The sequence below is a fragment of the Ruegeria sp. G12 genome (assembly GCF_056533565.1).
The window spans coordinates 1-22,800 of sequence record NZ_JBQFOO010000005.1 but is presented as its reverse complement, the minus strand read 5'-3'; the positions used below and the strand labels follow the sequence as shown (position 1 = coordinate 22,800).

The window sequence follows — 22,800 nt, the reverse complement described above, 5'->3', positions numbered from 1 at the left end:
ACTTGTGATCAAGCCATTTTCTGTTGCAACGGGTTGCAATCGAAAGTGGAAGACACGGCCCAATCCATGCCTATAATGGGTTGGGCCAACTTGTTTCTCAGTCCGAAAGGCCCGACCCATGCGCGCCGCCATTTACGCCCGCTACTCCACCGATCTTCAAAGCGGTGCCTCCATTGAGGACCAGCATCGGCTGTGTCTACGTTTGATCAATGGCAATGACTGGCAAGAGGCAGAGACCTATTCCGACCGGGGGCTGAGCGGAGCATCCCATCTGCGTCCCGGATATCAACAATTGCTGGAGGACGCCCGACGCAACGTGTTCGATGTCGTCGTAGCCGAAGGCCTCGACCGGATCAGCCGGGATCAGGAACACATCGCCGCATTCTTCAAGCAGATGCGGTTTCAAGGCATCCCGATTATAACTGTGGCAGAGGGAGAGATTTCCGAACTGCATATTGGTCTCAAAGGCACCATGAGCAGTCTGTTTTTGAAAGACCTTGCCCAAAAAACCCATCGCGGGCTTGAGGGACGCGTGCGCAAAGGAAAGTCAGCTGGTGGTGTCACCTATGGCTACGGTGTTGTGCGGGACATGAGCGCAGACGGGTCCGTGACGACAGGAGAACGCAAAATCAACAATGATCAGGCTGAGGTTGTCCGACGCATCTATCGTGACTATAGCCACGGGCTAAGCCCACGTGCCATCGCCACCAACCTGAACGAAGAGTGCGTTCCTGGACCCCGTGGCACTTGGGGCGCATCGACCATCTACGGCAACCACCAGCGTGGTACCGGCATCTTGAACAACGAACTCTATATCGGGCGGTTGGTTTGGAACCGGCAGCGTTTCGTCAAAGACCCAAACACCGGCAAACGACAGGCGCGACTGAACCCGCCCGAAGACTGGGTTATAGAAGACGTACCCGATCTACGAATTGTATCCGACGAGCTTTGGAACGCTGTGAAGGCGCGGCAGGCAGAGACGCGCAGCGCCGCGATCAGCGATGGCATCAGGAAACTGGGCCTAACCAAGCGGGCACGGCATTTGTTTTCCGGCATGCTGACCTGTGGGTGTTGTGGCGGTGGCGTCATCCAAGTTGGCAAACACTACTACGGGTGTTCCACCCAACGGAACAAAGGCACCTGCGACAACCGCCTCACCATCAAACGCGCGGAACTCGAAGATCGCGTTCTCTCCGGACTCAAGGAACAGTTGCTGCACCCCGATCTGATTGCGGAATTCGCCAAAGTCTATCAGGAGGAATACAACCGCCTTGCCGGGTCCATTCAACAGGAGCGGATTAACGCGACACGTGATCTGGCGCAGGTCGAGCGTAAGATCGTACATCTCATCGACGCCATCAGTGATGGGATGTTCCATCCCAGCATGAAAGATAAGCTGACAGCGTTGGAGGCTCGCAGATCGGAACTCGCAGCCTTGATCGCCTACGCCTCTGATGAACCACCAGTTTTGCTGCACCCCGGCCTGTCCGATGTGTATCGGGAACAGGTCGCCAATTTGACCATGGCGTTGCGCGATCCCTCATCGCAAGCTGAAGCAACATCCATCATTCGTAGACTGTTGTCGGAGATTCGATTGATCCCGGAAGATGGGACGTATGCAATTGAACTCATTGGTGAACTGGCGGGTTTGCTTGCGTTGGGTGTGTCCCAAAACGAACAAAGCCGCCCGGGGGCGGCTTGTTCTAGACTCTGTTCGACCCAAGTGGTTGCGGGAGTAGGATTTGAACCTCTGACCTTCAGGTTATGGTAAGCGTTGCATGCAGCCCCGGATTAAGGTCTTTCGATGACACAACTGTCTTAGTATATTGGCCTTACGGCCAATATACAGATCGGCACACTCGAACGCTTTCGGCCGATTCCGTTGAAAAACTCCGAATTCGCCGAATCTTGATGTAAAAAATGTCCTTACAGAGCCGGTATAATTTTTCAACTGAGGGGTCGGTCTAAACTTGACACTGGCTGCCAGAGGGCACGTCAACGACTGTAGGCGATGTCGGTAGCAGACCCTTCCGGTTGACCGTCTATTCGCAGAAAATACGAGCTTCCCGGATTTTCGAGTTTTTCAACAAAATCGGCCCAAACCGGACCTTCGCCCCTCTGATGTTTTTCTGCAGCACAACCTGCCGAACCGGTCCTTACCATAGGTGAAATTTACTCAGGATCCGGATCATTCTTAAACCGACCGAGGAAAGCCTGGTTGCAGTCTCCGAGAATTCCTAGGCGATTCAGTTGGGGTTCAACCATTCTCCATCCATAGCCAACAACTCGGTTGACCCGTGAAAGATGTGAAGCGATTGCTTTTGAGGCAGTTGAATGCTCGAGTTCGTCAGCACCAGATTCCCACCGCTTCAGGCTGTGCTTGGCAGCGAGAAAGGTCAAGCCTTTGACCCCAATCCGCGGCACAACTTGCCTGTCAGTATCAAGAGCTAGGCGCCGCAGTACTGAGAAACATAGAATCGCATCAAAGTAATCGAGTTTGATGACTTCCCCTTCTTTGAATGTCTTTAGTTTCAAGGGACCATGTTCGTGTGTGCGTTCCACCCAGTTTTGAAGTGCCTCGGCGAGCCTGGTTGAACTAGCTAAAGACTCCAGCTCAGAACTCGCCACGCCGCTGCGATGAATTATGCAGTTACGAGCGGACCGATAGTAGTCAAAAACTGGAGCGACAAAGTCTACCCTCGACGCATCGAAACTGCGACGGCGATAAAACCGTTCAAACGTCAAGCCCGGTTCATCGACTGTCCCGGCTTCCCATTCCGCCTGAGTTGAGAATTGTGAGGTTGTAAGGAGGTTGTGATATTCGAGGCTGGATAGATCTGCGTCTACATCAGTCAAAAACTTGTCGAAAGCTGAAAAACTTCTGGCGAGTCCGAGATTTGCCACTTCAGAATAGGCAGTCTCGATGACTGTATTGGAGAACATTGGCTCAGTGCCCCACTGCTCAGCCAGTAAAACGACTCGGGACCAAAGTGCTGCTGAAGATGTTCCGGCTTGGATTTCTTCGGTGGTCAGTGAAAGCCCTACACTTAACACCTTCAAAGCATTTCCAAGTTCTTCATGTGTGCTACTGAATGTTTTAAACGCCGTGGAGTTTGCATTTGCAATGCTCAGTTCTGACATGGTGATTGGCTTCTCCGGCCTGTTACTACACCTGGAGCGAATATGTGCCCTGCGGTGCAGAATTCCCAAGTACCGCCGTTCAGAGGGTCGGGAATGCATTGAAAAGATCTGGCTATGCTTGCTCAACTTGCTTCTTTTGAGCCAAACGACCCGAAATCTGATTGTCGAGCAATCGCCTGAGCTTCGCGCTCTTGGCTTTTTGCCGCTGTTCTCGAAGCTCGAACAGCTTCTTCATCTGACGGTTCGGTAGCTTGGTTTTGTCGTCTTGAACAATCACACCTGTGATGTCGGCTGGGCCGTCGATGATGCTGACCTCCTTTTCAGCTTTGAGCGTAAGGCCATGCTTATGCACAGATTTCTTTATGTCCCAAATGAACGCCTTTGGAATTCTGGGCCCAGAGAACGTTAGATCATCCGCATAGACACTGTGGAGGATATCTGTTTTGGCAACCTTTGCTTCAATTTCGAGCCACATATTCAAGTTTGCGTAATACGCAAGAATGGGGCTGCAAGGAGAGCCTTGGGGTAGTGACCCGTTGTGGCAAACCAAATGTATCAAAACGGCTGTGACATCCGGTGAGCATTCCAGTTTCTTGTGAAAAAAATGTGCGACGTTGTTCGCTGTGCAGCTTCCAAAATAGTCAGCAATGTCGAGAAGCCAAAATGCTTTCGCACCTGTATGCCTGGCGGCATTGTCAACATAGGACCGACCTTTGACAGGGCTGAAAAGCCAATCGGGCGGGGTGATACGGCCAAGTAGATCACCAACCCTAGATTGGATGCTTTTCAGTCGCGGGTCGGGAATGTCGATTGGGCGATACTTCTCTGCCAAGCCGGGGTGAGGTGGCTCACGACGCCAAGATTCTGGACCTTTGTTCAGTTCTTTGTGCTTCCAAAGACGTTGATAGAGATCGTTGCTTGCTGTCAATTCTGCAAGGGCATCCTCAGATACATAAAGAAGCGCAGCTAACTTTTGCCGACTTCTCATGCGAAAGAACGGGCCGTCACGCAGGGAATGTCTCTTTGTTTTACTTGGCTTCGGCATTTGATTTTCTTTCAATGAATTTTAGCAAATCAACAACCTTAGAAGCGATTTTCGTTCTTGTAGCGTCCCCACGCCTAGCGTTCGGCAATTCTTCCGCGAAAAACATAATGGCTGAAACAGGTATCCGAAATTCCTGGGAGTAACGTTCGATCAAGTCCAGCGAGGGTGTTTTATTGCCCTTCTCGATTTCAGAAATGTGCGATTTGGATATACCCAACCGCTCAGCAGCTTCGAACTGCTTGAGGTCATGGAAAACTCGTATCAATCTGAGGGCTTCATTTATCATTTTGGACCCACCTACGGATGTTCTTTAGATATTAGGCTGGCGGTCTACTCGAAGAGTTCAAGAACTCCTTTGATCCACCGGACTACCCGGAAGATAAAGATCCCCACCGTAACGATGGAAATCCAAGTTTGGCGGTTCAAGAGTTTCCTCCAGAACCAACGACGCATCTTTTGGAGTTTACCCCTCAAGTTGCGCCACCGCCGCCACCGGCATGTGTAGTCTGAAAAAGCCATGGCTTTTCCTCCTCTGTTTGTCCTCGGTGCCCAATTCACAACGAACTGAGCTGGCCAAGGCATCTCGCCAAACAGTGGAAACGGACCCGGTGGCTACACCCTTTACCTAGACGCGATAGAAATCTCGTCTATCGCGTCTGCTTCGCCCGCCGCCCGCGTCTCTCCCCGTCGCCGGGGCCCTCGCGGCCTCTGCGGAAGAAACGGTAGAGAACTTTCGTCCTCCGCGCTTTGACTGCCGCCAAAGCTGGGTATGAGAACTTCTTCCGTCTTTCACACAGTCTTCAGATGGGGATGGCTGTTTCCCGTTTCAAGGATTAAGTTCGCTAAAAGTGAACTTTTTTCGACAGCGTAAGCCTTCTCGGATTGAACGCCTGCTTTCAACCGCGATCTATTCGATCCTCGGTATCGCAACGAAGGTCGGCTCACCGTCCCCGCTTCAGGCAGCTTGCTCATATGGCGCGTGTTTGTATCGCGGGACAGGGGGCCGGCCCATACGGCAGTGTTCAGGCGCATTCCAAGGGAGAAGTTCGTCATATCTGCTGCGAGGCAGCTTCTGGGAAATTTGGTTCAGAACCCAATACAGGTACTCATAGCTGTCCACACCGTGCATCTTGCAGGTTTCAAAAAGAGTTGAATAGATAGCCCAGGCATCTGCACCATCAGCGCTTCCCGCGAACAAGCTATTCTTCCGCGTCCGAATGATCGGTTTGAACTGCCTCTCCACTGCATTGGTGTCGAGATCCAGGCGCCCATCGTGAACGAATTTCGTCAAGCCAGTCCACCGCTTCAGTGTGTAACGGATTGCTTTGGCCACATTCGATTCAGAAAGATGGCGGGTCAGCGCTTTCTCAAGCCAAACCTTGAACTCATTCAGTATGGGTTGCGAACACTCTACTCTCACACTGACCCTGGCACCAGGGCTGTGGCCTCGAATGCTATCCTCAATCTTATATAATCTCCGTATAAATCCCATTGCGGTGTAGGCATCGTCTGTCTCGGTGATGATGGCTGCGTCTGAATAGTGTCGTCGCGCATGCGCCCAGCAGTCCGCACGGTTTTTGAAGAAGTTGTAGCCGGGATATCCATCGGTTTGGAGCAGTTCACTATAGTCACCGAGGATTTCTTTGATGTGATATTGCGCTCGTGTCGGCCGCGCGAAATACACCGTCATGGGCGGGCTGGTCCCGCCAAATGTACTGTCATCACGCGTGATTGCATACATGTAAAACTTGGCCGCCTTCCCCGTTCCAGAAGAAAGAATAGACACCGGCGTTTCATCCATGAGCAAACGCGTCGATGATTTGAGCAGCATCTCAATCATTCGCAGACAGATTGGTGAAAGCGCTTCCAACGCAACTCGATTGAGATACCGGTTAAAGGTAGACCGACTCATCGTGATGCCGTTGTTTTGCAGCATCTGCTCTTGGCGGTGGCAGGGCAGCCCCCAGAGAAACTTGTTGACCGCAACGCCAGCGATGAAAGTGTTATCGATGTTTCCGCCCGGGAAGACTTTAGGTACAGACGGAACAGAATACATGCCTCTAATCCGGCAGCGGTAATTGGCGTACCACCGGACCTCAGTTTTATATTGGGCGGGTATATAGACGACTGAATTGCGCGGCTTGAAGCTGCGAAAGCTGCCGCCACACCCGCAGGGACATTTGTTGTCTGCGGTCTTGAACACGCGATCCGTTTTCACGGCATTCTTGGCCCAGTTCGCCTTACCCTTGCCTTTGGGTTTTGGTTTCGGAGCACGTTTTTTCTTCATTTTGTCCTGCGAACTTTTCTCGCCGGACTTATCGGGTTCTTGCCCGTCATCTTTCGCCTGATCGGGAGGGTTATCTCCTTTCGGGCCATGCGCATCGCGGAGCATTTTTGCTATCTTACTCTGCAGATGCCCATTCTGCTTCTCTAGCTTCTGGTTCTTTTCGAGCAGATCGTTAATGAACCCAACAACATCGTCAAAGGTCGCTATCAGATGCTCGGCAAAGGCAATCAGTTTGTCATCTTGCGATGACAACATCTCTTCAAAGATATTCTGATGCCTTTGCAGAGGATCCATAACCCAGTTCATCCTTCATGCGCGGTAAGCGCAGCTTAGTAGGTCGCGTCCGGCGAGCCGGACGCGATTGCGCTTGATTTCCAAGCGCGGAAATGGGATGAAAAGGGAAGAGATCGTGGTCGACTACGATTTTACGAGCCCGGTTATGGATGCCAGTCCGCCGGGCTCAACCTTTCCAGAGCCTTGTGTTTAAGGCCCCATCGATTTGACCTCCTCGGTTATCTCGGATTGGGCGTAGCGTTCCGGGAACAAATCCTCTACTCGCTGATCCAAAATGGAAGCCAGGTGCCTCTCAATTTTCTCCGAGCGGCTTTTCCCGAGCGATACAGAGCTTACGGCGCTCGGTCCGACACCGATTTGCTTAGCCAAATCCGCTAGCCTCAGCCCTCTGATTTCTAATTCACACTTGATCCGCGCGTGCCTTGCGCGATCGATAGGGATATCAATGTGCTTCATGAGTTCACCTCGCGAATGAACTGGATTTTGCGACTGCCCCAGATAGAATCGATTGTGTGCGGGCCGGTCAAATCTTTTTATCGATGCCCGAAATCTCAAAAAGACTACATGCAAAAAGGGGCATGGAAAATGAGAGCCGACGAGAAAGCCGCATGCAAACATGCCCGCGATATTTGGGAAGTTCAAAACGACTACACAGGTTTCCGCAAATTAGACCGAGCGGCAATAAAACGGTCCCAGATCCAGCTGGAAAAAGATGGTGATATTCGTGCGTCCGTGTGGTTGAAGGACAAAACAGGGTTGCCTTTCCATTTCTCACCCAAGCATCTCATTTCTGACTTTCGCGCCATACAATCCCTTAAAGAACTGTGCGAAACATACTATTGCTGCCGTAAATCTCTTTGGAAGTTGCTTGAGCAACTCGGTCTAGACCCATGGGGTCGTGTCATCAAAGATTATGAAACACCCAGGTCTTTGGAGCAGGTTGCAAAACGTCATGGTTTGAAGTCAACGACGCTTTCGGATGGTTTGAAGCAGCGTGATGTTCCAATTCGCTCCGGAAGAATCCCGGTCCAACTAGATGCTGCGGAAGTCCAAGACGCATTGAAAGACGATCCGTCAATCAACGAGCTTAGGCGGAGGCTGCAGATCTCTTGGGCAAAGGCGAAAGAACAGATGGATAGATAAAACCGTGAAAAGTGCGATGCGCACATTTGATGACTTTCGCTCCAGGTTTGCATCAAAGCGCGGGAGCGATCCTTCGCCAAAGCGCCATGCTTCTTGCGATTGCAAAAACTTGGTATCTCAATGCCAGAACTTCACAAAACTCGGGCGGCTTTGGTGAGTGGATGTACGCGCCGATGACCTCGTAACGCGTACACCCATGGACTTGATTACTCGCCCAGTTGTTGCCTCAACACTTTGAGCAGCTCTTCGTCAAACCCCTCATTTTGTTGCTTCCTTGGCTCGCCTTTGAATTCCCAATCGCGATCGAACCTATCTATCTCGATGACCATCGCCACCGCTTCGCCGTTTTTGAAGATCGGCACCAGCCAATGCTCCGCCTTTTCGAGCAGTATTTCCCCGATATCGCCCAGATCTTCGACATTCACTTTCTGTCTACGGAGAAAGTCGCGTCTTGCATTGTCCATTTGGCTTCCTTTCTTTGAACACACCTGTCCCTCGTCCGACAACATGTCGGACTGGTCGGTGCAAGAAGCGGAATCGTCATCAGGACATTGGAAGGACCACGAACTTGAAAGGCTGATCTACAGCGTACGATGCTTGATGCGGTTTTCCAAGAGTAGACCAAGTGCACAACCCTGCGCTGCCTTCTCGGACCATACCGAACCGCGAACATCGTTGAACAGGTGTTATGTGAAGCGATCTCGGTTGAGTGGTCAGCTCAACTGCTGGTCAAACGCACCATCACCGACTCCGAAGCCGCCGTTCGCGCAGACCGCAGAAAACGACGGCACTGAGCCCAACCCGGTCATCAAAAATTCGTGCTGCGTACGCACGCAGCGCAGATTCTGCCACGCTCGCATTGTCTTTGTCTCTGCAGGCGGCGTGAAAATCGGCCATTCGAAGGCCGCGCAGCGAGGATCGTCAGAGCAACTCACAGGTCGCGGACTTTGTCGCCGTTGGCATTTTCATTTCGTAGGGCCGCTTTGCGCGCTGAACGGCTGGAGCGAAAACTGCAACGTTGAGTAGAGTTAGTTTCGGGGCGCAAATTCGAATGCAGTGCTTCTTGACTAACGAGCAGACATCCACTCCTGACGAGCCAAGCTAGCGCCGCGCCAACTGATCTTTTGTTTGTCCGACCCTGTGGTCGCCCCTAAAGCCGGAGTTTCAAAACACAAATTTCTTCTTGTGACTGCTTGGCAAAAATCGCAACGTCGTGACGCGTTTGGGTTCTACATCAATGAGGAGGCTTACATGGCAGGAAAATTTGAAATTTACGAAGACAAAGCCGGAGAATACCGTTTCCGGCTAAAGGCGGGAAATGGAGAGATCATTCTGGCCAGTGAAGGGTATGTCCAAAAGGCCAGCGCCGAAAACGGCGTGGCATCGGTGAAAACAAACGCTCCGAACGACGATAGGTATGAACGGAAGGAAACCAAATCCGGTGGCCATATGTTCAACCTGAAAGCCAGCAATGGCCAGGTTGTCGGAACCAGCGAAAGCTATACAAGTGCATCCGGACGCGACAACGGCATCGAATCCGTCAAGCGCAACGCCCCTGATGCGCGGATCGAAGACCTGACCTGACTTAGACTCGTCATTGATCGAACTAACAACCGAGGCAAGCCAAGTTTCACGGTGGCGCGAAGTTGCGCCGCCGACGCCTCACCAACAAGTTTTCTATCCAACATTGCATCAGTGCCTTTGCTGAAAGTTCTCTTGCACGTTCATTTTCTGTTCATTTTTTGAATATGCGCGTTTCATTTGCACGCGCCATATTGTCCCACTGGATTTAAGAAAACACTGTTTCCCAAGAAGGGCCGGTGGGCAAAGGAACATTCGTGTCGGGGTACGGACGTAGGAGCAAGCGCTGGCCGGGGGCAATCTGTCACGCGGTCTGCGTCATATTTCTGACTTGTATTCTATGCGTCGGGTTGGGGCACGTCGACACGGCCGAGGCGCAAACTGCAAGCTTTCGCTCGGTGGATACGAACGCGGATGGTGTTCTGAGTTTTGACGAGCTTGCGGCTGCCTTTGGGACGGCGGGCGCAAGGAAATTGCTGCAGGACATAGATCGCAACGGAGACAATCGCATCACGATCATCGAACTGCGTGGCGGACGTGACAACGGGAAGGACAGACAAGACAACCGGGGCGCGCGCGAGTCCGAGGGGAGTAGTCGAGGCGAGCGCGAAAACGAAGACGGCGACGACGGTGAGCGCGATAGAGATGACGGCGGCGATGATGATGGAGATGACGGCGACGATGGGGATGACGACTGATCTAGACGCGTCGCGTTCATCTGTCGTTCATCTGATCGCACACCGCCCCTTCATCCGGTTTTGCGATTTTTCTCACATGGCGCTGGCAAAACGAAAGCATCGAACAGCCAGTCACGGAGTTAAGCATGACACAGTTTCCCCAAACCTTTCCTTTAGCCTGCGACATTGCAAAATGGGCCTTCACAACCCGCAGAGTCGATCGGTCCGACGTGCGCGGACTTTCTACGCGGATGGACGCCGCAAAGGCGGGCGATCTGATCCTGTGCGAGATTGCTGAGATCGGGCACCACAAGAAAATCCAATTGGCCGAGCGCCGCGCTTCGGCCAGTTATCCGGGCGATTTCGTTGTCCTCTGCCTGGGGGATCGCTATGCACCGGATCAGTTTCTGGCCAGCGCTATCATTGATGACGATCTGATTGATCTGGTGGCAGGCGGCGGCGTCGCCGGGCGGGTGGACGCGGCCCATGTCCGTATGGAAGCCCCCACTCGGTTGAAACCTATCGGCCTGCTGACGGATGTAGATGGGCGGGTGATGAACGTGGCGGATTATGCCCTGCCCAGCCTGCCATCCAATGAACAGGTCACGGTCATTGGTGTTTTTGGTGCCTCGATGAATTCGGGCAAGACAACTGCTGCGTCGAGCCTTGGGTACGGCTTGATGCGGTCGGGCTTTGCGGTGGCTGGGATCAAGGCCACCGGCACCGGCGCCTTTGGTGACTTCAATAGCTTCGAGGACGGTGGCGCTCCGGCCCTTGATTTCACGGACGTCGGGCCCTTGATTTCACGGACGTCGGGATGGCCACCACATACCGAATGCCGATGGCGCAGATCGAAGCGGGCTTTGAAACGCTGGTTGCCACCGCCGCCGCGCGCGGGGCCGAGGTGGTGGTGGTTGAGATTGCCGATGGTGTGTTCCAACAGGAAACCCGGGCCATCCTGCAATCATCGCGCATTCGCGACCGTCTGGATGGAATCCTATTCGCTGCCCCGGATGCGCTGAGCGCGCTTGGCGGTGTGACCGTTTTGGATCAGGCGGGTCTCAGCCCCTTTGCGATTTCGGGGATGGTCAGTTGCTCGCCTCTGGCCGCTGCCGAAGCCACCGAGGTCACGGGCCGCCCGATCCTGTCGCGCGAAGACCTATGGTCGCCCGAGGTCATCACCCAACATGTCGTGCCGCTGATGCGACGCACACCTGAAGATGTGGCCGCATGAAACTCCTCCCCGGATTGGCCACAAGGGACCGCATCATTGATGCGGTCCTGGTGGTGTCCAGCAGCATCCTGCAGGCGGGCGCATTGGCCGTTGCCGCCTTTGCCACTCGGGATGCGTTCGCAGCGCTGCACGCGGGCAATGTCCTGGCCGTGGAAACCGTCGCGCAACTGGCACTGGCAGGAGTTGTCGCGGCGCTGTGTCTGCTGATATCGCAATACCGCGCCGAGGCGTTGGGCCAGAGCTACGCGATCTCGCTGCGTCAGGTTCTGTATCGGAAGATCGCGCGCCTTCCGAAATCCCGCCACGAAGAACGTCGGCTGGGGGCCTTGTCTCTACGTTTCGTGGGAGATCTTTCGGCGGCACGCCTCTGGTTTGGCCGGGGCCTGCCTGATGTGTGGTCTGCTGCCGTGGTGATTCCGGGCGCGGGTGTCATTCTGTATGCGCTGAATCCGACGCTTGCGATCAGCGGCGTATCCGCGCTGGGGTTCTCTGTTGCGGTAATGGCAGCCTTGGCATGGCATCTGGGGCGTCGGCATCAGAACCTGCGTCGCCGTCGGGCAAGTATCGCTATTTCCATGATCGAACGGATCGCGATTGCGCCGGAACTGGACCTGATGGGCCGCACCGGTCGAGAGCTGCGCAGGTTGAACGCTCAAGGCGCATCGCTGCGCAGCGATGCTCTGGCGCGCAGGGGGCGAACCGCCAGTCTTCAGGCAACGCTTCAGATGGGGGTGGCCTTTGCCGGTCTCTTGATGCTCTGGCAAGCCAGCCAAACCGGCGTGGCACCAGCCACGGTAGCTGCCTGTCTTTCGGTCATCGCGCTGGTCGCACATCCTCTGCAGAGGCTCGCGGGGGCATGGGACCAGTATTGCGCATGGCGTGTGGCGCGCGAAAAGGCCGAGAGGCTGCTGTCGGAACCCGAGGTCCTGCGGAAAGCGACACCCTGCACCGGCCCCATTTCAATCGAAGTCACCGGAGAAGTTGATCAGACGCCCATCGCGTTCATGGCGGGACATAGCGACGTCTCGACTCTGACAGGTAAACACGCGTTGATCATCGCGCGGTGTATCGCGCGGCTCGACCGGCGCACGGGGATCAACGTGCGCTTCAGCGGGCAGGACAAGACCCCTAAAGTGGGTTTTGTCGGAGATGATCATATCGGCCTTCAAGGCAGTTTGCGCCGATCTGCAAGTTTGATGTGCAGGAAACGACCTGGCGACAGACGGATATCCAAGGTCATACGGTGCTTTGGTTTGTCTGATCTTCTGTCTGAGCCTCGCGGCCTTGACCAACGCCTGGCAGAAAACGGCAGTGGGTTGTTGCCGCATCAGACATTGCGGCTGGACTTGACCCGCGCTGTTCTTGGCAAGGCGGATGTCATTGTCATCGCCTCAGTGCGGTGGGCATTGTGCCAATCCTATCAATCTGAATTGCTTGCAACATTGCGGACTCTGTCCAGTGCCACGATCATAGTGGTCGCGGAAGCCGTGCCCGGTCATCGGGAAGAGAACTCAAAGGTCGTCTGATATGCGCTCATCTACTCTGTTTGGCATCTATGCAATTGTTCTCGTCGGTTTTCTCGGGGGGCTCGCGGGCCTGACCTTATACAGCCTCGAGAAAACCCGATGGTGGGATGCGCGGATACAGCTTGCGCAGGACTCGTACGGGCTGCACCTGCGGTTGGAAGCGGACCTCTACCGCCTGTTCAAGCAGCACGGTGACGCTCTGCTCATCGGAGATCGGGACGATGGCGTAAGTGAACTCGAACTGCGGGCAAAGATCGCCCAGACGCTGGAAGCGATCCGTATGACCATCGCGCGTGAAATCCAGATGGTGGGCGACGAAGAGATCGAAGAGTTGGAGCTGCTTGATGAGATTGAGGACGATATCGAATCCGTCAATGCAGCCATCGCCAGCCTGTCAGCCGAAGGCAACCCGGTTGAAACCTTTGTTCAGATCGAACGTCTGGCGGCTTTGCTTGATGGAGATATCGATGACCAGCTTGATCGGAAAATTCAGGCCGCGCTGGATGAAGAGGTTGAAGAGGTCGAAGAGGTTCTGGCCGAAGCAATCGCGTTTCGGCAATGGAACGAGCGGCTGGTCTATATGATCGTAATGGCCGCAATCGCGGTCTTGCTGATCGGGCTCGTGTCGTTCAACCGCCAGATCAGAAAGCCGCTGACACGGTTGGCGGAAGGCGTCGGTCGGCTGCGCAGGGCAGACTATTCCGAACCGGTCCGTCTTGGGGGCAGCCGCGAGTTTCGCGAGCTTGGTATCGTGCTGAATGGAATGGCCGAGGGTCTCGCCGCACATGAGGCAAACCGCGCCGAACAGAAGAAGCGGCTTGAAGATACCGTTGCAGCCAGAACGGCCGAACTGCAGCAGCTTATCGACAAGCTTGAAGCCGGCGAGGAAAACCGCAAGCGGTTGATGGCGGATATAAGCCATGAACTGCGCACACCGCTGGCTATCATTCTGGGTGAGGCTGACGTGACCTTGCGGACATCGAATTCCCTGCCTGACGAGGCCTCGGATTCGCTGGCGCGTATTCGGGATTCAGCTAAGCATACCAACCAGATCGTAGACGACATGCTGACCGTTGCGCGATTTGAGGCCGGCCAGTTGAGGCTGGATCGCAGGCAAACCGACCTGCGCAAGATCGTTCATGATGCTGTCGCAATGTTCCCCGACCCGGTTCGGTTCGATAGCTCCGACATCAAAGTGATGGCATCGGTCGATGAGGTGCGTCTCCGCCAATCCGTGCTGGCCCTGCTACAGAATGCGCGGCGCTATGGGGGGCCGACGATCGGGGTCAAGCTGGACGAGGGGCTTGCTTCGTGCACGATAGCCATCGAGGATGACGGGCCGGGGCTAAGCGCGGCAGAGAAATCCCAGGCCTTTGATCGGTTCTTTCGGGGCTCGAACGCGTCGGGGCAAGGTATCGAAGGCAGCGGCCTGGGGCTGCCGGTGGTAAAATCCATCGTTGAGGCGCATGGTGGAGCTGTCGATCTTCAGGATCGGCCCGAGGGCGGGTTGCGGATCGTCATAACCCTGCCAAAGGTTGCCCGGATGAAAGTTGTTCAAACCGGCACGATGCAAAAAAGGGGTTGATGCGCGGACATCAGGGCTAACCTGATTTTGTCGGCGCAGTTTCGAACAGCGAAAGAGTTGAGGCACGTCATGAATATCTTGCTTGTCGAAGATGAGGCCCGCGTTGCCGATTTCATACGGCGCGGTTTATCCGCCGAGGGCTGGGCGGTGGATCACGCTCCGGATGGTGAAGATGCCTTGGAGCTTGCCGCGACAAACACCTATGACGTCATTCTTCTGGACCTGATGCTGCCCGGCATTCAGGGTCAGGACGTGTGTCGCAAGATGCGCGCCCGCAAATCGAAGACACCGATACTGATGTTGACCGCTCTGGATAGTCCGGAAGAAAGGGTCGAAGGGCTGAAGATCGGCGCGGACGACTACCTACCCAAGCCGTTCGACTTCGACGAGTTGATCGCGCGGATCGAGGCGCTGCATCGCCGCGCCAACGGGTATGCAAGCGATCTCAGCGAGACCGAGATCATCTGCGGAGATCTGAAGTTTGATCGGACTTCGCTTCAGGTTTCGGTAGCAGGGCAAGAAATCAAGCTGTCAAAGAAGGAGCGTGATCTGCTGCTGCTCTTTCTTACCAACACAGGCCGTGTGCTGTCGCGCGAACGCATCCTGAATTCTGTCTGGGGGGTGCACGAGGACCCGCTGACAAATGTAGTCGACGTCTATGTTGGCCGCTTGCGCCGCAAGATCGGGGCCGAAGGCCAGCGGATCGTCACGCTCAGAAACGTTGGATACCGGATGGGCTGAACACGTATTTATGTAAAACTCTCAAGCTATTCGGATGGCATAGCTGAATCGGGCAGAAGTCTACTTCATGTTATTCCATCTGATAGCGTTTGCGTTGGCAGTTCCCCAAAGAATGCCTTGTAGTCCCGTGCAAACTGCCCCATGTGCCAAAACCCAAAGGCATTTGCTATGTCCGATATACTCTGCTCTGGCGAGCAGGATAGCAGTTCATGGCGCACAGCACCGAGACGGGCCCTTAGGTAAAATTGCTTGGGACTTACCCCGTATGTTTCCTGAAAGGCGCGCCGCAATGTGCATGCGGAAACCTGAGTGTCGGCACATACTTCGCCAATTGAAACGTTGTCCATCAGATGGGCACGCATGAATTCAACGGCCTTTTGCGCCAAGCGGGTTCTGTTCTTGCTGTTGCCCCTATCACTCCAATTCTCGTCGTTCACTAACATTTCCAGAAGCTCTAGGATCAGATCGCTCTCTTCACCTTCAGAGCTGGGGCCTGTCTCGGACCCTATGAGAAAACGCGCTTTGTTTTTGATCTGAGAATGAAGTCTGCCGGCGTCACCCACGAAAGAACGCGAAGCGTTTTTACGAACGGTGCTGATATCAAGGCCGCAATCGTCGGCGATCCGTTCAGCCCTTCGTATGTCGATGCCAAAGGTCAGGCCTGTGAGCGTTGAATTGCTCACGCCTTCAAAAGGGTCTCCGCTACCAAAATTCATCAGAGCGGTGTCTGAGGGGTAGCCGTTTAGCCAAGTCCGTACACTCCCCTTGTCTGGTAAGCCAAACGCCAGAATGTCGGGACGAGATACTCCTGTTTGGTACACGGCTTTGTCAAACGACAAATCTATCATCTGGAGGCCAGCCCCGGCCCAAACGGATACCCTCGAATTCATGCTTCCTTTTTCAAGTTGGCGTAGTTCGACATCCCACTGGGAAAGCTCACGGAATTGCGAAGGATCCTGCAATAAAAGTGTATTTGGAGCGCAGGTTTTTCCCTCATCTGATCGTTTTTTGATGTGGTCCATTCCGCCGCTCACGTAATTGTCATGCAATGTTATCTCGCAAACGTAGGCTTAGGCAATTGCAAGGCAAGGTAGTCAAATCGGGGGAAAAGAGGTTTGGACGCCCATCGTTGCCTGATGACATAGCGCGCACCGAACGTGTCGTAACACTGCTCACCAAGAGCGAAAAAGAGATGTTGCGCTCTCACGCTGAGGACAGCGAACTCTCCCTTTCGACCTACTGCCACCACCTGATCCTTGAAGGTCTGAAAACACATAAATCATGAAACAGGGGTATCTCATGAAGTCAAAACTGTTCCTTTCCACGCTGGTCTTTGCCGGGTCCGCTTTCACGGCGGCAGCTCAGGACAGCAACATCGTGCATGATGCGGAATACTATGTGCTAAAGCAACAAAACGAGGCCGTTTGGGTCGAGAACGACGCACAGGTTGATCAACTGCTGGCCGATTTTCGTGAGAAGAACGGAGGGAACCCTCCAAACATCTTTTACATCCTTATTGACGATATGGGCTTTGGCGACATGGGTATGCCCGAGATGAACGCCATCCGCGGGTATTCGACGCCCAATATCAACGCGCTGGCAGAGGAAAGCATGCGGTTCGCGCGCATGTACACTGAACCGTCCTGCACACCCTCGCGCGTGGCCTTCATGACGGGTCGCCAGCCGTATCGCAATGGGATGGGCGATACCGCCGTCGATATTTCGGGTTTTGGCCTCGCCGATGAAGAAGTCACAATTGCCGAAGTTCTGAAATCCGTAGGCTACAACACCTCGCATGTTGGCAAATGGCACATGGGCGACATTCAGGAATCCTGGCCAACTTATCAGGGTTTCGACTACGCCGCGTTTCCGATCCATCAGCAGGGCCAGTTGGCCATCTTCAATGAAGACGCGGCTAAAGAAGAAATCACCATGGCCATCGGTGAAGACAACTACAACTCCAAGTACACGCTGGACGATTGGTTTCGACCTGATCCGGGACACATGATTACAGGGCTTGAAGCTGTCATTGGTGGAGAAGTCCGCGAAGTCCATATGGAACCGGGTGAGAAATGGACCCAGGACAAATACAATGAAATGAACATCCGCTACCAGGCGCAGGCGATGGAGCAGCTACGCCTGCTTGCAGAGCGGGATGAACCTTTCTTCCTGCAATACTGGCCACTTGTACCTTTGTCGACAACGCGCACTACGAAAGAGGCGTTCACGACACCCAACGGCGGTACATTCGTTGAAAGCATGGAAGAGCTGGATGAATGGATCGGCGTCATTCTTGAGGAAGTCGATACGCTGGGGCTCAGGGACAATACCCTGATCGTTTTGATGGGCGATAACGGTCACTTCACCAAATATGCTCCCGGCAGTGGGTTTTCACCTTTGGTCTTCCGCGGCGGCAAGGCCGATACCTCTGAGGGAGGTGTTCGGGTGGACGCGTTTGCCCGCCTGCCCGGCCTGATCGAGGGAGACACGATAGTATCGGACATCATTCACATCTCTGACCTGTTCACGTCGATAGCACGTATTGGTGGAGCGATGGATGCCATCCCGCGCGACCGGATCATTGACGGTGTCGATCAGACGTCCCTGATGTTCATTGGCGATACGCATGGGCGCCGAGATCATGTTCTGATCTACTCGATCAACTCGCTGAAAGAGGTGGTGAAGGAACACATCAAGCTCAAGGTTCCGGCCAAAGGTGAAAACGCCATCGTGGCCAAGTTCTACAACCTGTTCCGAGATCCTCGCGAAGAACAGAGCGTATCGACAGAGATTGGCGCGTGGGCAGGTCATGAGTTCAACCGGATCATTGCCCGTCACCTGAAATTCAAGGAAATGTACCCCGATCAACCGGCCGCGACGGGACGCCCCTATGAAGGTATCGCGAACCTTCGTCCCGAAACTGTCGCAGCGGTGGATGCTTTTGTCGCCAAGCGGGACATTCAGCCTGAGTAATAGGTGACTCTGATACGAGTAACGCAAACCCCGCGCCGCAAAACGAAGCGCTCAACGCGGGGTTTGACATCCAAAACACAGCTTCTGGGAACATTATGAAACTCCAAGCGCTTGCCCTGGCACTGGCAACTGGCATCGTTGCGACCCCTTCAATGGCAGACGAGAACGCCTCGAACCCGTTGGCCGCAGTCAACAACACGGACATCCGGTATCAGTATTTTGATCTGGGCAATGGCGCTGATCGGCAGGATGCCTTTATCGATGGTGCCTATATGCTGCGGCCCGATCTGAAACTGAAATATGAGTTGCACTACAACTCAACAGATGTGACCGGAACGCGGTTCACTAATTTCGAGAAAGCGAGCCTCAAAGCGATCTACTTTCCTTCTCAGAGGCCGCTCAACGACACATGGGCCATCAAGTCGGCCATTGGTCTGGAGTGGATACTGGACCTTGGCGATCCGGAAAAAGGAATCGGCACCGGGTCCGATCAAATTGCGCCTTTTGGCGGGTTCGCCTTTGCAAACACAAAATCAGGGCTGACGCTGATCCCCTTGCTCCAGCATTTTGCTTCGTACAATGGCCCGACCGACATCAGTCAGACCGCAATGCGGTTGATTGCGCTGCAACCGTTTGGCGATGGGTATTGGGCCAAGGCCGATATCAAAGCGCCATATGACTGGGAAAACGATGCTTGGCCAGCGACCGCAGAGTTGCAGATTGGCAAGAACCTCAGCCCCGGAATAGCGATTTATGCCGACTTTCTCATCGGTATAGGTTCCGACCGCCCTTACGACAAAGGTGCGGGCCTGGGCCTGCGGTTCAATTACTAATACATCCTCAATCAACTTCGGTGGAGATCATCTATGCCAAAGTCCGGAACCCTGTTCAGCCTTTTGTTTTCTGCGTCCATCCTGGCCTGCCCAGAGACCGTCGTCGCGCAATCCCTGCCTGCCGCGGGACAGGATGAAGCAACTTGGCGTCACGCCGCATCATTCTATCTGTTCACTCCGCTCCGCACTCGGGGAACCTCAACGGTCGCTGGGCAATCCGCTGAGTTGGATTTGAGCCTGCGAGATGTTCTCGACGTTCTGGATTTTGCAGCAGCAGGCCGATACGAGGCGTGGAAAGGTGATTTCGGTATCATCGTTGATGCAAATTATGTCGGCATCGAACAAGATGCCAGTCTACCGGGGCCACTGAACGCAGATGTAAATGTTGACGTCCGACAAAAATGGTTTGGCATCCTCGCTGCGTATCGCGTTGCGGACGGGACTTACGGGGGAAAAAATCAAAGATACGCTGTCGATATCCAGGGCGGTGCGCGCTTCAACTCGATCCGACAGGAAATTTCAGTTTCAACCCCTGGTCCCATGACGCTTCCGGTTCTGGGGGGCGATGAAGGCTGGATAGAACCTGTCGTGGGCGTAAGGGGTATGTGGCGCTTGAATGCAAAATGGACTTCCATCGCATCTCTGGAATTGGGCGGGTTCGGCGCCGGAGGAAACGATTTGCAAATTGGGGCGAACGTGGGCTTCGACTACCAACCGTGGGAAAAGGTCGCTCTGACGTTCGGCTATCGGTATTTCAGTATTGATTATAGCGACACACTCAGCACGGGAGACTTCGAATATGACGTCACGCAGCAGGGGCCGTATTTCGGGTTAAAGTATTTCTTTTAGACTGCTTGTTCAAAAGACATAGAAGGGATTGCTGTCACTAGCATCGACACCGGGCAAGGGTACTTTCTATCTGGTCGGCTTTGATCACTTTGGGTAGAGCATCTAGCGCAAGAAAATCAAACACCGAGTCAAATTGCGGCACGCATTCACTGCGTCGGAACAAGGCAGTGGAAATCTATCGAAAGACCGGCAACCTCCGTGCTGTTCAATTTCTTCTCGGTCACACCACGGAACGACGGTACTGTGAACGACCTTGACGTTGAACTGGAGGATGCGTTTAGCGTCGCCGAACGGATCGACATCAGACATACGCTGGTGGGCGGCCTTGCCAATCGCCATTTCCAAAACGGCTTTCAGTCCTTCAAGCAGCGCTGGGCCGCGCCGAACCCAGAGTGACCAATGCCATGACCCTCACGAATGTCGGTTTGGGTGCCGGATTGCGCGAACGAGGTTGCTCGGGAAGCATCGACGATGGATAGTGACGGTATTCACCAAGTAATGGGATATACCTATGGACGCTCTCACAATCGCGATACCAGGCATCCTTGTCGCTTATGGCGTTTTTGTGATGGGAATGTTTAGTCCCGGCCCTAACGTTTTATCGATCATGGGCACCTCGATGGGCGTCGGTCGAAGCGCCGGAAAATCCTTGGCGCTTGGCATCGCAACAGGTTCGCTGTTTTGGGGCTTGCTTGCATGGGCTGGTCTGACAGGCATTTTGGCCGCTTACGCTTCAATGATGACCCTTATCAAGATCGCTGGCGCCGCCTACCTGCTGTGGCTGGCTTTCAAATCCTTCCGTTCCGCGATGTCGATTCGAAGCCTAACGACCAATGCTTTTTCGCTCAGTGGTGGTGTCAGTGCCTACTATCGCCGTGGCTTACTAATCCAAATGACAAACCCGAAGGCTGCGCTGACATGGACGGCGACGATTTCACTCGGGCTGTCTCCAGGGGGGCCATGGTGGATAGGTGGTGTGATCGTTTTAGGAACCAGCGCCATCTCGTTTGGTGGTCACATGGCTTATGCACTCGCTTTCTCGACCAAGCCCATGGTGGCAGGCTTCGAAAAAGCCAGGCGATGGATCGAGGCAGGGCTGGGTACGTTTTTCTGCTTTGCAAGCTACAAACTTGTCACGTCTAGAGTCTAAGGTTAGTGACTTGGCACCCGCGCGACCGTTTTAGGAAGCGGACCTTCCCTCGGCCGCTGCGATATTGTGTTTCGTCCTACGTCTGGTTGTTCGATGCCAACTGCAGCGACACCGCGGATTGAGCAAAGGCGATCTGTGCGCCTCTGAACGACCGGATTGGCGATCTGGACTGCGGCGCAGCGACAAGCGTGGCGCGCTGGCGGATTTGTGTTGCGTCAGCTATAGCGGCTCGAGAAAAATGTCGGTTTTGTTCCGCGTCTCGATTGTTTGCCTGAACGGCAGCGAAAGCGCAGTATCGGTTCGGGCGAGTTTTGCATACATGAATGACCGGAATGGCGACTTGTGCCGCAACGCGACAAATGGAACGCCGCAGTTGCGAGGGAATTCTGCGCCAGCAACATAGGCGAACAACAATGTCGGAAAAGTCCGCGTTCCAGGCACTAACGGAGTTGCATCAATCGTCCGCATTTTTAGAATTACTATCTGCTACAGCTGCGCGCTGATTGATCAGCTCGGAGCTAATCGTCGTCCAACATTTCGTTACGAAACTTCTTGAAATCAAAATTCTCATCTAGCTCACCAAGAGCCTCAACTTTCCTTTGGATCAGTTGCATGCGCTCACGAAGGCTCTGTTTGTCACTCAGGCTGGCGAGGTGAAATTTTAGTGCGTCGCGAACGATAGCGTCATCATCGATAACGCCTGTCACTTCCCGCAGTTGTTGCACCAAGTCGTGAATTTGATTTGCAATCTTCTCTTCCATTCCCAACGCCTTGTCAGAACTCATGCAGCAGTAGGCTTGAACGGTCTTGCACCAACGACTCGTCTCCAATCGAGACCTTCAAAAAGCGCTTCAAACTGCGCTTTGCTCATGGTCATCATACCGTTTCGAAGTCTTGGCCACACGAAGCCTTTGCTCTCGATGCGCTTATACGTCATCACGAGCCCGGTTCCGTCCCAAACAATGAGTTTGAGCCGATCTGCACGTTTGGAGCGAAAAATGAACACAGCACCGCTAAAGGGGTCGAGGTCAAATTCGTTCAGCACGATAGACGCTAGACCATCCATACCTTTGCGAAAGTCCACAGGTTCGGTCGCTACGTAGAACTTAAAATTCCCGGACGGTGTAATCATACTTCGCCCTCAAATGCTCGGATCAGTGTCGCCAGTTTCCCAAGTGGGTAACTGGCGGGAAATAGGACCTCGCAGCTACCACGCTTGAAGATGATGTTTTCTGACGCGACTGGGACAGTTTGCTCACGAGAGCTGACTTTAATCTCAGCAAACGACGGTTTGGATTTGGATTTTAACGTGGAATGCGGACCTGACGCCTTTTTCTCGGACGTTTTCTTCCACCTGGCTGCAGTCTCCTGCTTTACACCACAGGTCTTTGCTACTTCGTCAACAGATAAACGACCAGCCCTCATACGCTGTCCCATTTCATCTTTAAATTTTCGGGTCCACAGACGACGGCCGTCTTTCCCAACGGGAATTGAGTAACCGTAGGCATGGAAGACGTTTTCGATTTTTTGGTCACTGGCGAGCTCACCTAAAGCTTGAGAATTCATGATGCCTGTATCCTTTTGGAGGCATCATAAACTGATCTCGTTGACCTAATCAGGTGCTAAATGTGGGGCTACATGCAACGCTTACAGGTTATGAGCCTGACGAGGTTTGATCGTTAAGCAAACAGTCCGGTGGACTGTTTGTAGATCGAACGGGCTGCGTTTGGAATTTGGTTGC

The 22,800-nt window shown here is 53.9% G+C and carries 23 protein-coding genes and 1 pseudogene; 13 read left to right on the top strand and 11 right to left on the bottom strand.

Annotation, left to right across the window (positions count from 1 at the left end):
- Positions 1-118 precede the first annotated feature (118 nt).
- Positions 119-1,771, top strand: coding sequence for a recombinase family protein (locus ACR0JN_RS12535; protein WP_480886006.1), 1,653 nt, complete (start codon positions 119-121; stop codon positions 1,769-1,771).
- A 401-nt stretch (positions 1,772-2,172) separates the two neighbouring features.
- On the opposite strand, the gene ACR0JN_RS12530 is transcribed toward ACR0JN_RS12535, so the two are convergent.
- The 5 genes from ACR0JN_RS12530 to ACR0JN_RS12510 form a co-directional block, all read right to left on the bottom strand.
- Complete coding sequence (locus ACR0JN_RS12530; RefSeq protein WP_480886003.1) at positions 2,173-3,141, bottom strand: hypothetical protein; 969 nt, start codon at positions 3,139-3,141, stop codon at positions 2,173-2,175.
- A 112-nt stretch (positions 3,142-3,253) separates the two neighbouring features.
- On the bottom strand, positions 3,254-4,186 hold the full coding sequence (locus ACR0JN_RS12525) for a reverse transcriptase family protein (RefSeq protein ID WP_480481816.1): 933 nt from the start codon (positions 4,184-4,186) through the stop codon (positions 3,254-3,256).
- Positions 4,170-4,472: a helix-turn-helix transcriptional regulator gene (locus tag ACR0JN_RS12520; protein WP_480481818.1), complete on the bottom strand. Its 303-nt coding sequence runs from the start codon at positions 4,470-4,472 to the stop codon at positions 4,170-4,172. Before ACR0JN_RS12520 ends, ACR0JN_RS12525 begins: the two co-directional genes overlap by 17 nt.
- A 669-nt stretch (positions 4,473-5,141) precedes the next feature.
- On the bottom strand, positions 5,142-6,767 hold the full coding sequence (gene tnpC, locus ACR0JN_RS12515) for an IS66 family transposase (RefSeq protein WP_480886001.1): 1,626 nt from the start codon (positions 6,765-6,767) through the stop codon (positions 5,142-5,144).
- 189 nt (positions 6,768-6,956) lie between these two features.
- On the bottom strand, positions 6,957-7,223 hold the full coding sequence (locus tag ACR0JN_RS12510; RefSeq protein WP_480481820.1) for a helix-turn-helix domain-containing protein: 267 nt from the start codon (positions 7,221-7,223) through the stop codon (positions 6,957-6,959).
- A gap of 15 nt (positions 7,224-7,238) precedes the next feature.
- Here ACR0JN_RS12510 and ACR0JN_RS12505 point away from each other — a divergent pair, with 15 nt between their 5' ends.
- Complete coding sequence (locus ACR0JN_RS12505; protein ID WP_480886000.1) at positions 7,239-7,910, top strand: hypothetical protein; 672 nt, start codon at positions 7,239-7,241, stop codon at positions 7,908-7,910.
- A 206-nt stretch (positions 7,911-8,116) separates the two neighbouring features.
- Here ACR0JN_RS12505 and ACR0JN_RS12500 read toward each other — a convergent pair whose 3' ends face one another.
- Positions 8,117-8,374, bottom strand: a complete 258-nt coding sequence (locus tag ACR0JN_RS12500) for a hypothetical protein (protein WP_170780915.1) — start codon at positions 8,372-8,374, stop codon at positions 8,117-8,119.
- A 787-nt stretch (positions 8,375-9,161) separates the two neighbouring features.
- On the opposite strand from ACR0JN_RS12500, the gene ACR0JN_RS12495 reads away from it, so the two are divergent.
- Entirely contained in the window at positions 9,162-9,494 is a 333-nt protein-coding gene (locus ACR0JN_RS12495) for a YegP family protein (protein ID WP_480885998.1), read from the top strand.
- A gap of 236 nt (positions 9,495-9,730) precedes the next feature.
- A complete protein-coding gene (locus ACR0JN_RS12490; RefSeq protein WP_480885996.1) occupies positions 9,731-10,189 on the top strand; it encodes an EF-hand domain-containing protein in 459 nt (152 codons plus the stop codon).
- Positions 10,190-10,341: 152 nt separating this feature from the next.
- On the opposite strand, the gene ACR0JN_RS12485 is transcribed toward ACR0JN_RS12490, so the two are convergent.
- Positions 10,342-10,656 carry a hypothetical protein gene (locus ACR0JN_RS12485; protein ID WP_480885994.1) on the bottom strand — a complete coding sequence of 105 codons (315 nt, stop codon included), beginning with the start codon at positions 10,654-10,656 and terminating at the stop codon, positions 10,342-10,344.
- A gap of 329 nt (positions 10,657-10,985) precedes the next feature.
- Between ACR0JN_RS12485 and ACR0JN_RS12480 the strand changes: the two genes are divergently transcribed.
- From ACR0JN_RS12480 to ACR0JN_RS12465, 4 genes are all read left to right on the top strand, one after another.
- Positions 10,986-11,402 (top strand): hypothetical protein, encoded by a 417-nt coding sequence (locus tag ACR0JN_RS12480; protein ID WP_480885992.1) that lies wholly within the window; start codon positions 10,986-10,988, stop codon positions 11,400-11,402.
- Positions 11,399-12,928 carry an ABC transporter transmembrane domain-containing protein gene (locus ACR0JN_RS12475; RefSeq protein WP_480885991.1) on the top strand — a complete coding sequence of 510 codons (1,530 nt, stop codon included), beginning with the start codon at positions 11,399-11,401 and terminating at the stop codon, positions 12,926-12,928. Before ACR0JN_RS12480 ends, ACR0JN_RS12475 begins: the two co-directional genes overlap by 4 nt.
- A 1-nt stretch (position 12,929) precedes the next feature.
- A complete protein-coding gene (locus ACR0JN_RS12470) occupies positions 12,930-14,513 on the top strand; it encodes a sensor histidine kinase (protein ID WP_480885990.1) in 1,584 nt (527 codons plus the stop codon).
- Positions 14,514-14,582: 69 nt separating this feature from the next.
- Positions 14,583-15,254 carry a response regulator transcription factor gene (locus ACR0JN_RS12465; protein ID WP_480885988.1) on the top strand — a complete coding sequence of 224 codons (672 nt, stop codon included), beginning with the start codon at positions 14,583-14,585 and terminating at the stop codon, positions 15,252-15,254.
- A 65-nt stretch (positions 15,255-15,319) separates the two neighbouring features.
- Here ACR0JN_RS12465 and ACR0JN_RS12460 read toward each other — a convergent pair whose 3' ends face one another.
- The gene (locus tag ACR0JN_RS12460) at positions 15,320-16,276 is read right to left on the bottom strand and encodes a helix-turn-helix domain-containing protein (protein WP_480885987.1); all 957 of its coding nucleotides are present in this window, start codon (positions 16,274-16,276) and stop codon (positions 15,320-15,322) included.
- 277 nt (positions 16,277-16,553) lie between these two features.
- Between ACR0JN_RS12460 and ACR0JN_RS12455 the strand changes: the two genes are divergently transcribed.
- From ACR0JN_RS12455 to ACR0JN_RS12435, 5 genes and pseudogenes are all read left to right on the top strand, one after another.
- Positions 16,554-18,227: a sulfatase-like hydrolase/transferase gene (locus ACR0JN_RS12455; RefSeq protein ID WP_480885986.1), complete on the top strand. Its 1,674-nt coding sequence runs from the start codon at positions 16,554-16,556 to the stop codon at positions 18,225-18,227.
- A gap of 95 nt (positions 18,228-18,322) precedes the next feature.
- Positions 18,323-19,060, top strand: a complete 738-nt coding sequence (locus ACR0JN_RS12450) for a hypothetical protein (RefSeq protein WP_480598158.1) — start codon at positions 18,323-18,325, stop codon at positions 19,058-19,060.
- Between the two features lie 33 nt (positions 19,061-19,093).
- Positions 19,094-19,909 (top strand): hypothetical protein, encoded by an 816-nt coding sequence (locus tag ACR0JN_RS12445; protein WP_480501895.1) that lies wholly within the window; start codon positions 19,094-19,096, stop codon positions 19,907-19,909.
- Positions 19,910-20,037: 128 nt separating this feature from the next.
- Positions 20,038-20,212: pseudogene (locus ACR0JN_RS12440) on the top strand (integrase); the annotation flags it as partial.
- Positions 20,213-20,420: 208 nt separating this feature from the next.
- Positions 20,421-21,059 carry a LysE family translocator gene (locus ACR0JN_RS12435; protein WP_480885984.1) on the top strand — a complete coding sequence of 213 codons (639 nt, stop codon included), beginning with the start codon at positions 20,421-20,423 and terminating at the stop codon, positions 21,057-21,059.
- 518 nt (positions 21,060-21,577) lie between these two features.
- Here the strand turns inward: ACR0JN_RS12435 and ACR0JN_RS12430 are convergent.
- From ACR0JN_RS12430 to ACR0JN_RS12420, 3 genes are read right to left on the bottom strand one after another with little or no spacing between them, the layout of a single operon-like run.
- On the bottom strand, positions 21,578-21,820 hold the full coding sequence (locus ACR0JN_RS12430; protein WP_480534976.1) for a hypothetical protein: 243 nt from the start codon (positions 21,818-21,820) through the stop codon (positions 21,578-21,580).
- 20 nt (positions 21,821-21,840) lie between these two features.
- Positions 21,841-22,191, bottom strand: a complete 351-nt coding sequence (gene tnpB / locus ACR0JN_RS12425) for an IS66 family insertion sequence element accessory protein TnpB (RefSeq protein WP_170779991.1) — start codon at positions 22,189-22,191, stop codon at positions 21,841-21,843.
- Positions 22,188-22,625, bottom strand: coding sequence for a hypothetical protein (locus ACR0JN_RS12420; protein WP_480481842.1), 438 nt, complete (start codon positions 22,623-22,625; stop codon positions 22,188-22,190). The genes tnpB and ACR0JN_RS12420 overlap by 4 nt, the downstream gene beginning before the upstream one ends.
- Between the last annotated feature and the right edge of the window lie 175 nt (positions 22,626-22,800).

What these genes read in the sequence shown, in the direction of transcription:
- ACR0JN_RS12535 (WP_480886006.1), top strand. Translation starts at nt 119, where the DNA reads ATGCGCGCCGCCATTTACGCCCGCTACTCCACCGATCTTCAAAGCGGT.
- ACR0JN_RS12530 (WP_480886003.1), bottom strand. Translation starts at nt 3,141, where the DNA reads ATGTCAGAACTGAGCATTGCAAATGCAAACTCCACGGCGTTTAAAACA.
- ACR0JN_RS12525 (WP_480481816.1), bottom strand. Translation starts at nt 4,186, where the DNA reads ATGCCGAAGCCAAGTAAAACAAAGAGACATTCCCTGCGTGACGGCCCG.
- ACR0JN_RS12520 (WP_480481818.1), bottom strand. Translation starts at nt 4,472, where the DNA reads ATGATAAATGAAGCCCTCAGATTGATACGAGTTTTCCATGACCTCAAG.
- tnpC (WP_480886001.1), bottom strand. Translation starts at nt 6,767, where the DNA reads ATGGATCCTCTGCAAAGGCATCAGAATATCTTTGAAGAGATGTTGTCA.
- ACR0JN_RS12510 (WP_480481820.1), bottom strand. Translation starts at nt 7,223, where the DNA reads ATGAAGCACATTGATATCCCTATCGATCGCGCAAGGCACGCGCGGATC.
- ACR0JN_RS12505 (WP_480886000.1), top strand. Translation starts at nt 7,239, where the DNA reads ATGAACTGGATTTTGCGACTGCCCCAGATAGAATCGATTGTGTGCGGG.
- ACR0JN_RS12500 (WP_170780915.1), bottom strand. Translation starts at nt 8,374, where the DNA reads ATGGACAATGCAAGACGCGACTTTCTCCGTAGACAGAAAGTGAATGTC.
- ACR0JN_RS12495 (WP_480885998.1), top strand. Translation starts at nt 9,162, where the DNA reads ATGGCAGGAAAATTTGAAATTTACGAAGACAAAGCCGGAGAATACCGT.
- ACR0JN_RS12485 (WP_480885994.1), bottom strand. Translation starts at nt 10,656, where the DNA reads ATGGGCCGCGTCCACCCGCCCGGCGACGCCGCCGCCTGCCACCAGATC.
- ACR0JN_RS12480 (WP_480885992.1), top strand. Translation starts at nt 10,986, where the DNA reads ATGGCCACCACATACCGAATGCCGATGGCGCAGATCGAAGCGGGCTTT.
- ACR0JN_RS12475 (WP_480885991.1), top strand. Translation starts at nt 11,399, where the DNA reads ATGAAACTCCTCCCCGGATTGGCCACAAGGGACCGCATCATTGATGCG.
- ACR0JN_RS12470 (WP_480885990.1), top strand. Translation starts at nt 12,930, where the DNA reads ATGCGCTCATCTACTCTGTTTGGCATCTATGCAATTGTTCTCGTCGGT.
- ACR0JN_RS12465 (WP_480885988.1), top strand. Translation starts at nt 14,583, where the DNA reads ATGAATATCTTGCTTGTCGAAGATGAGGCCCGCGTTGCCGATTTCATA.
- ACR0JN_RS12460 (WP_480885987.1), bottom strand. Translation starts at nt 16,276, where the DNA reads ATGGACCACATCAAAAAACGATCAGATGAGGGAAAAACCTGCGCTCCA.
- ACR0JN_RS12455 (WP_480885986.1), top strand. Translation starts at nt 16,554, where the DNA reads ATGAAGTCAAAACTGTTCCTTTCCACGCTGGTCTTTGCCGGGTCCGCT.
- ACR0JN_RS12450 (WP_480598158.1), top strand. Translation starts at nt 18,323, where the DNA reads ATGAAACTCCAAGCGCTTGCCCTGGCACTGGCAACTGGCATCGTTGCG.
- ACR0JN_RS12445 (WP_480501895.1), top strand. Translation starts at nt 19,094, where the DNA reads ATGCCAAAGTCCGGAACCCTGTTCAGCCTTTTGTTTTCTGCGTCCATC.
- ACR0JN_RS12435 (WP_480885984.1), top strand. Translation starts at nt 20,421, where the DNA reads ATGGACGCTCTCACAATCGCGATACCAGGCATCCTTGTCGCTTATGGC.
- ACR0JN_RS12430 (WP_480534976.1), bottom strand. Translation starts at nt 21,820, where the DNA reads ATGGAAGAGAAGATTGCAAATCAAATTCACGACTTGGTGCAACAACTG.
- tnpB (WP_170779991.1), bottom strand. Translation starts at nt 22,191, where the DNA reads ATGATTACACCGTCCGGGAATTTTAAGTTCTACGTAGCGACCGAACCT.
- ACR0JN_RS12420 (WP_480481842.1), bottom strand. Translation starts at nt 22,625, where the DNA reads ATGAATTCTCAAGCTTTAGGTGAGCTCGCCAGTGACCAAAAAATCGAA.